Below are 14,888 nucleotides of genomic sequence, written 5' to 3' on the forward strand. Positions count from 1 at the left end.
CGGCATAAAGCAAAAATCTGCATGCTTTTCAAAGCTTGCAGGGATTTAAATTAAAGGATATCCGCGATTTTCATGTACTCATCGTCGGAAATGACAGACAGCTGAAGGACATTAAGAATGTAGCTGAGTGCATTCAATTTGCCCATTCATTTACTGGTAGTGAACTGAAGACCAATTGTAGGCACGGAGACAAGCGAAAGACCCGTTATTTCTGGTGGAAATAACGGGTCTTTCGGGACGCTGAATTATCCTCCATCAATCAAATGCTGATATCCAAACAGGCAGGGATTTAAATTCGATAGAGTAAAAGTAATAGTTCCCTAGGAAAGCAAAAAAGGGTAATGAATCTATTAAATGAGATCAAGATCCTTTATTAAAACCGCACCAAATTTATAGTCGGAATTCCATTTGGCAAAAGACTTTACTCGTAGGTACATACATACCTACGAGTTTATTTACGCATCGGAATATGCTTCTTGTGTACATTCGCTTCTTTCAAACTCGGGAATCAGGAAACATTCTGGCGGTGTTCGATATGATCATGTTTTCTCGCATTGGCCATCTTATTGATGGTAAGAAGAATTCCAGAAAACCATATTATGACGATGCCAGTATAGATGTATATATGGGCTTCAATCGGAATCCATGTAGCTAATAATGTTCTTACATTGATTAAGATAATGAAACCGCCCACTAAAACACCCATTAATTGAGCAGGAAGCATCCTGACGAGCCAGGCTGCAATTGGTGCGGCAACCACTCCACCAATTATCAACGCTACGACCCAAAGCCAATTGACAGCTTCCCATCCAAGAGAAATGATAAAGCCAAGACTTCCAAAGAAAGCAATGGCAAATTCACTCGTATCTACAGTTCCTACAGCTTTTCTCGCCGTCATGCCTTTTTTTGACAATAAAACAGGTGTTGCAATCGGTCCCCAACCGCCTCCGCCTGTTGCATCACAAAAGCCTGCAAAAAGGCCTAACGGAATGGATTGTTTTGCGGTCAATGGCCTTACGGTTTCATTTTCCTTTGACGGTTTAAAAATAAATAAAAAGCGGAATAAAACGTATACACCAAGACCAAATAAAAATATGGCAATATACGGTTTTGCTAATTCGGCTGGCAGGTTACTCAGAAAACATGCACCTACAAATGCACCTATAGAACCTGGAATGATCAAGCGATAGACCATATTTTTATCCACGTTCCCAAACTTTATATGTGAAGCTCCGGATACTGCTGTTGTCACTACTTCCGATAAATGAACGGATGCTGATGCAACTGCAGGGGCAATCCCGAATGTCAACAATAAGGAAGTGGAACTCACTCCATACCCCATTCCAAGCGAACCATCAATTAATTGGGCTAAAAACCCGATAAAGGCCAAAACGATTAACTTTTTCATGACATTCCCCTTTTTTCACTAAAATAGAACCTATATCATCGACCCGATGGTACCGTTTGCCTGTATAAATCATTTAGATTTCCTTTAAGACACAAAGAGGCACCTAACCAAAATGAAATGACATGTTGGTTAGGTGCCTTCAGTTTTTCTGATCAGCCCAATGATATATTTTCTTCAGCTTCTACTGGTAAAAGCCTAGCTAAAAAACGATATCTTTCTTTTAAGGAATATTTATAAATATCCTCTATTGAATCTTTCAATAATTTAGATTTTTCTTCTTTTGAAAATGACCCATTCTTTATAATCATTCTTGCTTCAAAAAGGAATTCAAGATATTCTTCATATGATTCATCATATACTTTACCTAGGTCATTCCGTATTTTTTTTGCGAGCGTTGGACTTGCTCCATTGGTAGAAACACTTATGGAAAGCATGCCTCTATTCAATGTGGCCGGTATATGAAAATTGCCCAACTCATGATTGCTGATTACGTTAACCAACTGACTTTCGGATGCGTTCTCGTAAACTCGTTCATTTACTTCAGTAGAATTGGTAGCAACAATGATTAAAAATGCATCTTTATAGTCAGTTTCTTCCACTTCTTTAAGTAAGACCCGAATCTTACCTTCTTTCTCCAACACTTGAAAACTTGTGCATATTTCGGGGCTTACGACGGTAACTTCAGCACCAGCTTCCAATAACGGGCCCGCTTTAAAGTAAGCTATTTTACCACCGCCGATGATGACACACTTTCTGTTCTCGATATTAAGCGTAATTGGATACATAGGCTGCCTCCCCACTCACTTCATGAATTCGTTCCGAAATTGCTTGTTCAATCTTTGGGTGATAACCTAAATATCGGCAAAGTATGATTCTTTGCTTCCCCTTTTTTTGGATCTTTTTTATACTATTTTCAATCGACTTCATTAAGAGACCTGTAAACAATAGGTATGGAATGATAAATACTTGGTTTGATCGAGATTCCACCGCAAATTCCAACGCTTCTCCAAAGCTTGGTGTGGCAGCCGTCAAATAACACTCTTGCACCCGTATTTTTGGAAACCTGTTCCTTAGCAAATCGGCCAATCGAGACAAATCCCTTTTCACGTCGGGATCACTGCTGCCCCTTCCAACCAATAATACCAAGGAACCCTCCGTAACACTTACATTTGTTTCCTCCAACCGTTCCACTAAAATATCAACCATTTTCTCGCTGACACCAATCGGCCTTCCGTATCTCAAGTCAACGGCAGGGTACCGTTCTTTCATTTTATTCAATATGACTGGAATATCATGTTTTGCATGTACAGCTGTCAGCAATAGAACTGGAATGGCCAATATTCTCGTCGCACCTTTTTGAATGCATCGTTCGTAGGCCTCTTCAATCGTAGGAGTTTCCAATTCCAAGAAGCAATACTCTTGAATGGAATATGGCTGTGCTTGCATACAAACTTTAATAAAATCAATGGCTTGGGCTGAAGCTTCTTTAACACGGCTGCCATGGCAAATATATAAAATGGCTTCCATTAAAAGGCCTCATTCGTCAACAAATTTTCGGTTTGTTTTCCTTCAAACCATTTGATTTTTTCCCGTAAATTAACGACATCTCCCACGACTATCATGCAAGGATTCGAAATTTGTTCGTTATTGGCGGTTTCCACTACTTTAGCCAACGTACTGACAGCTGTTTTTTGCGTTGTTAATGTACCCCAATGAATAAGGGCTACCGGAGTCTCTGGGCTTTTTCCGTGTTCCAAAAGTTTTCCTTGAATATATGGCAGGTTTTTAACACCCATATAAATGGCTAATGTATCGATTCCTTTTGCAAGGGATTCCCACTTGATATTATCCTCTTCATCTTTTTTTCGATGACCGGTAACAATTGCAAATGATGACGCATGGTCCCTATGTGTAACTGGAATTCCAGCATAGGCTGTAGCGGCGATTCCAGCCGTAATTCCAGGTACGATTTCAAAACTTACGCCACTTTTGGCAAGGGCTTCCGCTTCCTCACCGCCTCTTCCAAAGACGAATGGATCGCCGCCTTTCAAACGGGTGACTATTTTTCCCTTTTTTGCATATTTAACGAGGAACCGATTGATGGTATCCTGCTGCAACAAATGATAATCCGGCAGTTTACCGCAATTAATCAGCTCGACACCGTCTTTTGCATGATTCAAAAGTTCTTTATTGACAAGTCGATCATATAAAATGACATCAGCTTCTTGGATGCATTTTAATCCTTTTAATGTAATTAAATCTGGATCTCCGGGACCGGCTCCTACTAGATATACTTTCCCCATTTTTGCATCCTGCCTTCCCTTAGAGAATTGTTTCGAATTCCGATAAAACGAAACCTGCTCCATTTTTAATTTTCCTTTTTTCATATAATGAGATGTCATCCACTTCAGGCATTTTCAAATAATGCTTTTCCAGCTCGATATCAACAAGTTCAAACGCCTTTTCATCTGAATCGGCAACAATGATGACATGAATTGGTTTTTCCTTGATAGTGACTTCAAAACGGTATAGATTCATGGAATGCTTACCTTCCCCTATTAAACGGCCACTTCCGCTAATATATCATCAAGTTTACTTTGTAATTCGTCTACCCCTACCCTTTCCACAAAATCGAGAAAGGTTTCGGATTGTAGTTTTGTTTCTTTGAAAAATAGGATCATTTCTTTCAGAACATGATGGAGTTTTTCAGCTTCCACTTTTCCTTTAAGCTTTTCATTGAACTTCCCGCCCTCATTCAGCGTTCCTCCAACGTATATCTCAAAAGCCTCGACCATCTTTTTATCCTGGTTTTTCATTTTTATGCCTTGCAGCCCTATTTCAGCGATGGCTCTTTGACCGCAATTATTCGGACAGCCGACCATATGCATCCTTACAGGCACATCGAGATCTATTTCCTTGTCCAGTGATTCAGAAATGGTCCTCATTCGGTTTTTCGTTTCAACTAGAGCCAGGTTGCAATACTCGATGCCTGTACACGAAACGGAATACCCAATGAATTTCTTTGGTTGATATGGAAATCTTTCGAAGATGGATTCCTGCTTTAATTCCTCAAGTTTTGCATCCGGCACATTAGGAATGATTAGATTTTGAGAATTACAGTTGCGGATTTCACCATTTCCATATTTTTTTGCAAGTTCGGCAAACTCGATTACTTCGTCTGGGTTTAGACGACCAACTGGTATATTGACGCCAACATAGTTCAGACCATCTTGCTTTTGTTTATGGATGCCGTAGAAATACCCTGCATTCCATCCCTTCACCGCACTTTCTCCCTTATCAGGAAGCGGACCGGTGTATTCCAGCAATTTTTCCTTGAATTGTTCAGGACCCCAGTCAGCGACAAGAAATTTCAAACGTGAGCGATGACGCTTTTCACGGTACCCAAAGTCACGGAATATCGTCGTGATGGCGGCAGCCACTTCCACAGTTTTTTCAGGTAAAATGAATAAGTCAAGTTCTTCTGCCAGCATCGGAACGGAGGAAAGCCCACCCCCTACTTTTACGTGAAAACCGACTTCCGTTACTCCATCCATTACTTTAGTAGCTGGATTGAATGAAACACAGTTGATTTCAGCATTTGAAGCATTATGGATATTGGCACTTATGGACATTTTATATTTCCTCGGAAGGTTCGAATAGTCTTCGTTAAGGCGGAAATACTCAAATACATCATAAAGTACCTCGCGTGTATCAAAAAGTTCATCAGGATCGATGCCTGCCAATGCATTACCGATGATATTACGGGTTATATCACCACAAGCCCCAGCCGTAGTCATTCCAACCTTTTCTAAACGGTTCAATATGTCCGGGACCTGTTCGATGGTCAGCCAATGGAATTGAATGGCTTGACGGGTTGTAATGTCATATACGTCCCTCCCGTAATCTTTAGCGATGTTAGCTAGAGTTATTTGTTGATCATAAGTCAGGATACCTCCGGGAATAACGACTCGCATCATCCAATAACCAGCTTCTTTTGGCCGTTGCAGGTATAAACCTGCCCACTTGAACATATCCCATTTCTCTTTAGGGATGGAATCAAACCCATTTGCTGCGTAATGTGGAATATCATCAAATATCTTCAAGCCGTCTTTTTCCAATTTCCAGATTTCCGTTTTATTTTTAGCGATTAGTGGATTTTCCGACCAAAATTTCTCGTAAACCATTACATTTCCTCCTTGATTAAATCGCTTTCTTTGCTGTTAAATAGCCGATTACCTGTTCAACGCACTCTTCAATGCTGTATTGGTCGGATTCTAAAATGATTTCCGGTTGTTCAGGTTCTTCGTATGGAGAGTCGATTCCGGTAAAATCTTTAATGATGCCTTTACGGGCCTTGTCATAAAGCCCTTTTGGATCACGCACTTCGCACTCTTCGATCGGACACTTTATGTATACTTCAATAAACTCCCCTTCTTCGAGTAAATCACGTACAATTTGCCGATCTGCCCTGAAAGGTGATATGAAAGCGGTCAATACGAACTGCCCACTATCCACGAATAACTTGGAAACCTCACCAATCCGCCTAATATTCTCGGTTCTATCTTCCTCAGAAAAACCTAAATCTTTATTTAAGCCATGGCGGATATTATCACCATCCAAAACATAACTTCGAATATTCCGATTGTATAACTCTTTAGCGACCGCGTTTGCAATCGTTGATTTTCCGGAACCCGATAGTCCTGTAAACCATAGAACCGTGCTTTCATGGCCGTTCTGCTTCCGTCGGTGCTCCTTGGTCAATGACGTCTCATGCCATGTGACATTCGTACTTTTACTCATTTGATAATCCCCCTCTTATGTGATCCTTCCATTTATGTCCAATCAGTTATAAACTTCATTTTTTTTTAGACCTTCGATCAACACCTCGATGACTTCCTTACGGCTAAAGGTAGCTGGAGGAATTTCCCCATTACGCAACATTTCCCTTACCTTCGTTCCAGACAGGATGACATGGTCTTCCTTGCCATGTGGACAAGTTTTAGCGGAAGCCATATTGCCACATGCTTTACAGTAAAAACTATGTTCAAAGAATAATAGCGTGATCCCTAACTCATCTGCACTGAAATTCCCAAAGATTTTTTGAGCATCGTATGTGCCATAATAATCGCCCACACCCGCATGATCACGTCCGACGATAAAATGGGTGCAACCATAATTTTTACGGACCATCGCATGGAAGATGGCTTCTCTAGGTCCTGCATAACGCATGGCAGCAGGGAAAACTGCAAGGGAGACGCGATCCTTAGGATAATATTTATCAAGCAGCACTTTATAGCTTTCCATTCTTACATCTGCCGGAATGTCATCTGATTTAGTGGCACCGACTAGAGGATTTAAGAATAAACCGTCGACGATTTCCAATGCTGTCTTTTGAATATATTCATGTGCACGGTGAACAGGATTCCTCGTTTGGAAACCGACAACCGTTTCCCATCCTTTTTCAGCGAAAGCCTTCCTTGTCTCGACTGGGTCCAAATAATGAGCTTGAAATAGCGGACGCTCTATTCTCTTGATCAACTTTATTTCCCCGCCGACATATACATCCCCGCGGTTATATAAATTTTTCACTCCAGGATGCTTCTCATCATCTGTTTGATATACCAATGTCGCTTCCAATTGCTTATCTGGAGTGTAAATATCGGAAACGGAGAGAACCCCGTAAGTTTCACCTTCATGGGTTAATGTTACTTCTTCACCTATAGTAAGGCTTTCTGCAGTTTCTTCGGTCAAAGGCAGCGTAATCGGGATGCTCCATACATGTCCGCTGCTAAGCCTCATATCCTTCACCACTGTCTCATAGTCACTTTTTGTAAAGAATCCTTTAATCGGGCTGTAGGCACCAGTGCCTATCAATTCAAGATCGCTTAAAGCAATTTCATCGATTTCGATTGACTTCGTTATTTTACTAAAATCATATTTTGGTTCCCAAAGATCGATTAATGTTCCTCCGTGCGGTAAACTGATGGTCATGCTAATTTCCCCCTATGGTTTCTATTTATTTAAGCCTATAATTTCTATTTATTTAAGATAAATGCAATCCGCATTCCGTTTTTTGAGCTCCTTGCCAACGGCCTGAGCGTAAATCATCTGCATTGAAGGCAGGTGCAGTACACGTTTTACATCCAATGCTCGGATATCCATTATCATGCAGGACATTATATGGAAGTCCATTCTTGTGGGCATAGCGCCAAACATCTTTCCATGTCCAATGTATGAGTGGGCATATTTTAACTGATTTGAACTTATTATCCTTATTGATATACTCGGTCTTAGCCCTTGTTTCGGATTGCTCCCTCCGCAGTCCCGAAAGCCAGGCTGTTGCCGATGAAAGCACATCTGTAAGCGGAACGATTTTACGGATGTTACAGCACTTATTGGAATCACTAAGCCATAATTCATCGCCATATTCCGCCGCTTGTTCCTCAAGCGTCAAGTCAGGTTTCTTCATTTCGATCAAAAGCTTCGGATATCGCTTCTTCACTTCCTCGATCAATTGGTAAGTTTCCTCAAAATGAACATCTGTATCAAGGAAAACTATTTTAGCCGAAGGATTGACCTTCGCCAATAAATCCGTAAGCACGATGCCTTCAATACCAAAACTGCAAGCATAAATCAGTTTGTCTCCATAATGGTCATTCGCCCATTGCAGAACTTCCAAAGCACCTTTTGTCTCACTGTCTGCAGGAAATACAGGGAAGTCCCCTGTATTGAAATTTTCATAGTTTATTAATGCAGCCAACTTTGTAGCCCCCTCTAAAAACTTGCTGTATCAGGTTAGAGTAACTGTTGATCAATTCCCGTTGTTATATCCCCCGGTTATTTGAATCTAGGAAAAAGAGACGAATCTAACCAATACTCTCTTTATATCAGTTAAACCCGCCTCTAGTTTTTCTAGTCAGCAGATACCTTATTTAATTCTTAGTTTTTCATTTCTTTCCATTTGAATGATTTTACCATCCTGGACAATAAGTGTAATGGATCCATATTTCATTGAATTAAGCATTTCTTGAAGTCGTTCAAAAATTTCTTCAAGCTGATTCTCTTTATCCAAACCAGTTCCTCCTTTAAGAAAATCCGCGAATATTTTATTTTAAATTTCTTAGATTTATATAATTCCATACAACCTTACATTGTTATGGTCTGCCTAAAATTTTCACAAAAAACAAAAATCTTTCCATGATGGAAAGATCGCAAGGTAAATATCTTTACCTTATCTTCCAAAATGATCAACATTTTGTTGGAGGTAGCACCTTGCATCCATCATGCAGGTTGCTGGACTTCAAAGGGCCAATTCCCTCCGTCGCTCTGGATAAGTTTTATTATTTTAAATATTAACATATATTTAATCCTTGTCAATGGAGTTTTCTTATAAAATAACTTGGTTTAATATTATGGATGAACTGTTATTTTTATACACACTATTCAATTTATGATTTTATGTTCATATAAATGCGAAAATAGACTCGTCTTTTTAGATAAAGTCTCCAAAAAAATGAGTCTATTTTCATTATTAGGCCTATTATTGACGCGTGTTATTCTAAAAAAAATTTCTAGGATTCCAGTCTTTTTATAGAAGGAATTAATTTATTGAAGTCATTAATTTCTTAACTGTATCGCTTCTACAAATTCTTGAACCTGACTCTGGACGCGATCAATTAAATGCAAATCATTGATCGGGTTTTCTGGATTCTGTTTATCTATTTCCTTATCAACAAAATAAATCCCCTGCAGCGGCTCGCCTTTTAATATTGAAATTAATGGTTTAAGCGCATAGTCAATCGCCAATAGATGCCTGTTACTTCCACCAATCATGATTGGCAGCACCGGCTTCCCCTTAAAAGCACCTTCTGGCAGCAAATCAATCAATGCTTTCAATACACCTGTATAAGAAGCCTTATAAACCGGTGAACCTATAATGACTCCTCTGGCCGCTTGAATTCTCTCTGAAAGCTTTGAGATATCCTCGCTATTATATTTCCCTTGGAATAAATCATCTGCTGAGAAATCCGTAATCGAGAAATAAGCTGTAGTAAATCCTGCATTTTCGACTAATGATTGAATATGTTTTAGTGAAATGTCCGTTCTTGATGGAATAGCCGGACTTCCTGATAAAATTACGATATCGCTCATTTGATACCCTCCAATGTTACAAGATTTCCAGATATAATTTTCTTAAAGCATTTCGTGAAGTATACATTTATCGTAATTGTCTGAAAAATATAAGTCAAATCTTACACTCTGGACATCTACTCTGAATGAAAAAAGAAACGGTCATATTTACGGCTTGATGCTCATGCCCTTAAATATGACCGTTTCATTATGTATGATTTTGTTTCCCATGAATACCATATACCAAAAGTTGAGCAATGCTCTTAATTCGTTCAGAAGTAAAATATGGCTCCTTTTTTTGTTGATGGATCTCATAATGTGTAGATAAAGCCAATGTGAAAGAAATGATCCCTACATTGAATAAAATAATATCAGAGATATATTGTATCTCTCCGCTATCTATTCTCTTCTGTATTTCAATATGCCTGGCATTTGGCTTGAAAATCTGATCTACATATTGCTTTGAAATATCTTGATCGAATTGTGTTTCCCTAAATAATATCGAAAACTGTTCTTTATTTTCAAGAATTTTTTTTATCATGGTAGTAACATGATTCTCCACTAGATCATCCGTGGATAGATGGCTAGTCCCATCTTCAGATTCCTCTTTTTCATTAGGGGTAATAGTAGCCAAAAGCAAATCTTTTTTGCTGTCAAAGTATTTGTAAATAGTAGCTTCGGAAACATTGCAAGCAGAGGCAATTTCATTCGTTCTTGTCATGTCAAAACCTTTAGTGGCAAAAAGAGTCCGGGCTACATTTATGATTCGTTCTTTGGTTTGCTGCCCTTTTTTCAAAAATATCAACCTTCTTTTATAAAGATAAGACCGGTTTCACCCATCTATTTCCCATGATATATCGCTGGTACCAATCGGTCAATATTACCTTTGATCTATTAGAATTCAATATTCCCATATATCATAAATAGAAAACATCGTCTGGTTGGGACGATGTTTTCTATTTATGAAAATCACTTAAAAGATGCATAGCCATCATCGACCATGACTACACTTCCATTGATCGCATCCGCTTCCTCTAACGATAATAGATAGACGGCATTTGCAATGGCTTCTGGCTTAATCAATTCACCGCGCATTTGACTTGCACTCAATTTATCAATGATTCCCAAGTCTTTATAACCTTGTATGATAGGAGTGTCAACCCCGCCCGGCGCAATGCCCACAACGCGAATGCCATAAGCACCCAATTCCAAAGCTGCTGTCTGTGTCATCATTCTTACAGCGCCTTTAGTCGCCTGATAGGCAAAAGTCCCATGGGAAGCTAAGTAGCCAAACACAGAAGCGGTATTTATAATGACTCCCTTGTTACCCAGTTCCTTCATTTTCCGTCCTGCTGCCATGATTCCAAAGGCCACTCCGTGCTGGTTCACTCCAATCGTTTTGTAGTAACCTTCCATATCTTGGTCTAGGATCATACCGCCCGCACCAATGCCGGCATTATTAAACATGATATCGAGCCTTCCGTATGTTTCCACTGCTTTATTGATTAACGATTCAACATCTTCCTGCTTAGAAACATCCGTTTTAACATAAATGGCCACTCCACCATTAGCTGTTATCTGATCAACGGTTTCCCGGCCCATTTCTTCATTAAAATCCGCAACAACGACCCTGTCCCCTTTTACTGCGAATTTCAGGCATGTGGCTCGGCCTATACCGCTTGCTCCCCCTGTAATAACTGCAACTCTTGCTGTCATATACATTCCCCTTTCAACTAAGTAAGTGATCACTTACTTTTTATTATAAAAGTTAAGAATAGTAAATTCAAGCAATATGTAGTTTTATAGAGTTTTGAGCTTTCAAAAGTAAAGCTGTCCTATTAATAGGACAGCTTCATTTGATTAGCAGGTTTTCAATTCGGCCTTACTTACGGATGTCTTCACCATTTCAATGAAAAGCTGCATAAAACGATCATCACCTGTTAATTCTGGATGAAACGCACTAACGAGGACATGGTCTTGTCTTGCAGCCACTACATTCTCTTCATAAACAGCCAATACTTCTACACCTTCTCCAATTCCATCAGCAAATGGCGCCCGGATGAAAACTGCCTTATAAGGGGTTTCCATTCCTTTGATTGAAAGTTCAGCCTCGAAACTATCCTTTTGACGTCCAAATCCGTTCCTTTTCACGGAAATGTCCATTAGTCCAAGATAGGCCTTCTCATCGCCAGTCAATTCATTTGCCGCCAATACCATCCCAGCACATGTACCGAAAATTGGTTTTTTATCTTCGAAGAAAGTTTTGACCGGTTCCATAAATCCATAACGATCCATTAGCTTCCTCATCGTCGTGCTTTCTCCGCCTGGAATGATCAAGCCATCGATTTCCTGCAACTGCTCCGGTTTTTTTACTATAATTGCTTGTTCGCCGGCAGCTTTGATTTGGTTCAAGTGTTCTTCAACCGCTCCCTGTAATCCCAAAACACCGATCGTTATCATATTACCATCCACGTTCCTGCATCCGTTCTGCCGGAGCTAGTTTGGAAATATCAATGCCTTTCATTGCACTGCCCAATTCTTTTGACAACTTGCCAATCAATTCATAATCGGTGAAATATGTAGTCGCTTGAACGATTGCGGATGCGAATTTTTCTGGAGTTTCAGATTTAAAAATACCAGACCCAACGAAAACGCCATCTGCTCCCAATTCCATCATCAATGCAGCATCTGCTGGAGTGGCAATTCCGCCGGCTGCAAAGTTAACTACAGGCAATTTACCTGTGCGTTTGATTTCTCTTAAAATTTCAAAAGGGGCTCCAAGATTTTTTGCCTCTGTCATTAATTCATCATCACTCATGATGCTCACTTTGCGAATTTGTGACTGTACCTTTCTCATATGACGCACAGCTTCCACAATATTACCTGTTCCTGGTTCTCCTTTTGTACGAAGCATGGATGCTCCTTCACCAATACGGCGCGCAGCTTCGCCTAAATCACGGCAGCCACAAACGAAAGGTACTGTGAAATCACTTTTTAGAATATGGTATTCTTCATCCGCAGGAGTCAGCACTTCACTTTCATCGATATAATCCACTCCCATGGATTCCAGGACCCTTGATTCAACGATATGGCCAATCCTTGCTTTAGCCATGACCGGGATTGACACTGCATTCATTACTTCCTCGACAATTCGCGGATCTGCCATTCTTGCTACGCCGCCAGCCGCACGGATGTCGGAAGGAACCCTTTCCAAAGCCATGACAGCGACCGCACCGGATGCTTCTGCGATTTTTGCTTGTTCTGCGTTAATGACGTCCATGATTACGCCACCCTTTTGCATTTGTGCCATTCCTCTTTTTACTGTGTCAGTTCCTAATAATTTTTCCATTTTTTTCTTCCCCCTAATATTTGCATTTTTTAGATTTGTTAGGCTTAGTATAAAAAAGAGTTGACCGCATTGAAAGTGTCAGTTTTAATAAATTTAATAGGGTCAGTAATTTTTTTTCAAAAAGGTGGCAACAAAATGAATATGCTTTCTTGTGATTTAAATCGGTTAAGTGAAGTACCTTTGTACGAACAATTATATTCATATATTAAAAAAGAAATTATTGATGGCCGTCTTCTTTACGGCACAAAACTGCCTTCCAAACGGAAATTGGCAGAGTTCCTTCAAATAAGTCAAAATACTGTCGAGACTGCATATGAACAATTGACTGCTGAAGGATACGTTGAAGTCATACCAAGAAAAGGGTACTATATTCAAACATTCGAGGATTTAGAGTATACACAAACTAACCAAGTATCCTTGGAACAAAGCAATCATAAAGAAGGGGAATTGCTATATCATTTTCATCCCAGCCAAATTGACACGGAACATTTCCCATTTGAAAAATGGAGAAAATACATGAAAAGCAAAATCGATGAATCACATCAAGATCTTCTTTTACTTGGGGATTCTCAAGGGGAATATGAATTACGATGTGAAATTGCCCATTATTTGTATCATGCACGTGGTGTACAATGTGTTCCAGAACAGATCATCATTGGTGCAGGAATGGAAATTTTATTGCAGCAGCTTGTCCTACTATTCGATAAAAATGCCATCTATGGTGTTGAAGATCCTGGGTATCACTTGATTCATCGGATTTTACGCAGCTACCCAAATGAAGTCCATCCACTGCAAATTGATGAAGAAGGCGTAAAGGTGAACCAAATTGAAGATTCAAAGATCGACGTTGTGTATGTCACTCCCTCACATCACTTCCCCAATGGGACGATCCTATCCGTTAACAGACGGACGCGATTGTTGAACTGGGCTCAAGGGGCAGCAAACCGCTATATTATCGAAGACGATTATGATAGTGAATTTCGTTATAGTGGAAAAACAATTCCTTCCTTACAAAGTATGGATGCTGGTGATAAGGTGATTTATTTAGGGTCATTTTCCAAATCATTGATGCCATCAATTCGGATCAGTTATATGGTTCTTCCCGCTCCTTTGTTACAAATGCACCAACAGGAATTGTCTTTTTACCATTCAACCGTTTCTCGGATTGATCAGCATGTGTTGACACAGTTCATGAAGGAAGGTGATTTCGAAAAGCATTTGAATCGCATGAGGAAAGTGTACCGTCGGAAGTTGGATAAAGTGATCGATCTATTTAAACCATATCAACAAATAAAAATCATTGGAGAGCGGTCAGGTTTGCATATCGTCCTCATCGTCAAGAACGGCATGGATGAACAGACACTTATTCAAAAGGCAAACGAAGACCATATTAAAATTTATGGATTATCAACATATTCAATCGAGAAAATTGACGAACATCCTCCAAAAATTATATTGGGCTTTGCGGGGATTCCTGAATCCGAATTGGAAAAAGCCATTCACCTTTTATTGAACTCATGGGGGTTATAAATAAAAAGAAGTTCACTGTTTTGAACTTCACAGACTGTAGACAAACTTTCGAATAAAATCGAGTTTGTCTACAGTTTTTTTAGCTTGTACATATTGAACGTTGATTTCCACTTCAGGCACTCGCTTTCCGAGGGCGGTCGGGGAGCCTCCCCGGCTTCGCCTACGGGGGTCTCCCCTAGACGCGCTTTTAGTAGTGACACGACATTTCTGACAAGCATATCGTGGAAGATGCAGATCATTAGCGTCATTATTAGGATGTAAAACCTATATATGCGAAACATAAAAAAACGATTGAGCGTGTATTCGTATATGCAAAAGAAAAGCAGGGTATGCGTAGGGCTGCTGTAAGCCGATGCATACCCTGCTTATTTTTCTGCCATTAATTTAAAGAATATGGCCAATTGGACATGGTTAGGTCCAAAAGTGGCTTTACATAGTGGTTTGTAGAGCCCCAATTTCTTAACTTAGGAG

At 39.8% G+C, this 14,888-nt stretch carries 16 protein-coding genes and 1 riboswitch; of the genes, 1 reads left to right on the forward strand and 15 read right to left on the reverse strand.

The window, feature by feature from the left end; genetic code table 11:
- Positions 1-508: 508 nt before the first annotated feature.
- The 15 genes from MHB45_RS10770 to pdxS all read right to left on the reverse strand — a co-directional run bounded on the left by MHB45_RS10770 (position 509) and on the right by pdxS (position 12,887).
- Positions 509-1,408: a sulfite exporter TauE/SafE family protein gene (locus MHB45_RS10770; protein ID WP_048680824.1), complete on the reverse strand. Its 900-nt coding sequence runs from the start codon at positions 1,406-1,408 to the stop codon at positions 509-511.
- A gap of 152 nt (positions 1,409-1,560) precedes the next feature.
- Positions 1,561-2,193, reverse strand: a complete 633-nt coding sequence (locus MHB45_RS10775; protein WP_048680820.1) for an NAD(P)-binding protein — start codon at positions 2,191-2,193, stop codon at positions 1,561-1,563.
- Positions 2,174-2,935 (reverse strand): sirohydrochlorin chelatase, encoded by a 762-nt coding sequence (locus tag MHB45_RS10780; RefSeq protein ID WP_048680816.1) that lies wholly within the window; start codon positions 2,933-2,935, stop codon positions 2,174-2,176. Before MHB45_RS10780 ends, MHB45_RS10775 begins: the two co-directional genes overlap by 20 nt.
- Positions 2,935-3,711, reverse strand: coding sequence for a uroporphyrinogen-III C-methyltransferase (cobA, locus tag MHB45_RS10785; protein WP_048680812.1), 777 nt, complete (start codon positions 3,709-3,711; stop codon positions 2,935-2,937). The genes MHB45_RS10780 and cobA overlap by 1 nt, the downstream gene beginning before the upstream one ends.
- Positions 3,712-3,730: 19 nt before the next feature.
- A complete protein-coding gene (locus tag MHB45_RS10790; protein ID WP_034306935.1) occupies positions 3,731-3,946 on the reverse strand; it encodes a DUF3906 family protein in 216 nt (71 codons plus the stop codon).
- 20 nt (positions 3,947-3,966) lie between these two features.
- Positions 3,967-5,592: a nitrite/sulfite reductase gene (locus MHB45_RS10795; RefSeq protein WP_072273035.1), complete on the reverse strand. Its 1,626-nt coding sequence runs from the start codon at positions 5,590-5,592 to the stop codon at positions 3,967-3,969.
- 16 nt (positions 5,593-5,608) lie between these two features.
- On the reverse strand, positions 5,609-6,208 hold the full coding sequence (gene cysC / locus MHB45_RS10800) for an adenylyl-sulfate kinase (protein WP_048680807.1): 600 nt from the start codon (positions 6,206-6,208) through the stop codon (positions 5,609-5,611).
- Between the two features lie 42 nt (positions 6,209-6,250).
- On the reverse strand, positions 6,251-7,399 hold the full coding sequence (gene sat / locus MHB45_RS10805; RefSeq protein ID WP_048680804.1) for a sulfate adenylyltransferase: 1,149 nt from the start codon (positions 7,397-7,399) through the stop codon (positions 6,251-6,253).
- A 52-nt stretch (positions 7,400-7,451) separates the two neighbouring features.
- Entirely contained in the window at positions 7,452-8,168 is a 717-nt protein-coding gene (locus MHB45_RS10810) for a phosphoadenylyl-sulfate reductase (protein WP_048680799.1), read from the reverse strand.
- Between the two features lie 168 nt (positions 8,169-8,336).
- The gene (locus tag MHB45_RS10815; RefSeq protein ID WP_072273036.1) at positions 8,337-8,480 is read right to left on the reverse strand and encodes a YezD family protein; all 144 of its coding nucleotides are present in this window, start codon (positions 8,478-8,480) and stop codon (positions 8,337-8,339) included.
- 156 nt (positions 8,481-8,636) lie between these two features.
- A riboswitch (SAM riboswitch) is annotated at positions 8,637-8,745 on the reverse strand.
- 280 nt (positions 8,746-9,025) lie between these two features.
- On the reverse strand, positions 9,026-9,559 hold the full coding sequence (gene ssuE, locus MHB45_RS10820) for an NADPH-dependent FMN reductase (RefSeq protein ID WP_048680796.1): 534 nt from the start codon (positions 9,557-9,559) through the stop codon (positions 9,026-9,028).
- A 187-nt stretch (positions 9,560-9,746) separates the two neighbouring features.
- On the reverse strand, positions 9,747-10,334 hold the full coding sequence (locus tag MHB45_RS10825) for a TetR/AcrR family transcriptional regulator (protein ID WP_034306949.1): 588 nt from the start codon (positions 10,332-10,334) through the stop codon (positions 9,747-9,749).
- A gap of 173 nt (positions 10,335-10,507) precedes the next feature.
- Positions 10,508-11,254: an SDR family NAD(P)-dependent oxidoreductase gene (locus MHB45_RS10830; protein WP_176702858.1), complete on the reverse strand. Its 747-nt coding sequence runs from the start codon at positions 11,252-11,254 to the stop codon at positions 10,508-10,510.
- Positions 11,255-11,398: 144 nt separating this feature from the next.
- Positions 11,399-11,995, reverse strand: a complete 597-nt coding sequence (gene pdxT / locus MHB45_RS10835; protein WP_048680918.1) for a pyridoxal 5'-phosphate synthase glutaminase subunit PdxT — start codon at positions 11,993-11,995, stop codon at positions 11,399-11,401.
- A gap of 4 nt (positions 11,996-11,999) precedes the next feature.
- A complete protein-coding gene (gene pdxS, locus MHB45_RS10840) occupies positions 12,000-12,887 on the reverse strand; it encodes a pyridoxal 5'-phosphate synthase lyase subunit PdxS (protein WP_034306956.1) in 888 nt (295 codons plus the stop codon).
- A gap of 135 nt (positions 12,888-13,022) precedes the next feature.
- On the opposite strand from pdxS, the gene pdxR reads away from it, so the two are divergent.
- A complete protein-coding gene (gene pdxR / locus MHB45_RS10845; protein WP_048680786.1) occupies positions 13,023-14,417 on the forward strand; it encodes a MocR-like pyridoxine biosynthesis transcription factor PdxR in 1,395 nt (464 codons plus the stop codon).
- Positions 14,418-14,888: the final 471 nt, after the last annotated feature.

This window comes from Peribacillus sp. FSL K6-5616 (genome assembly GCF_038008245.1).
GTDB classification, from domain to species: domain Bacteria; phylum Bacillota; class Bacilli; order Bacillales; family DSM-1321; genus Peribacillus; species Peribacillus frigoritolerans.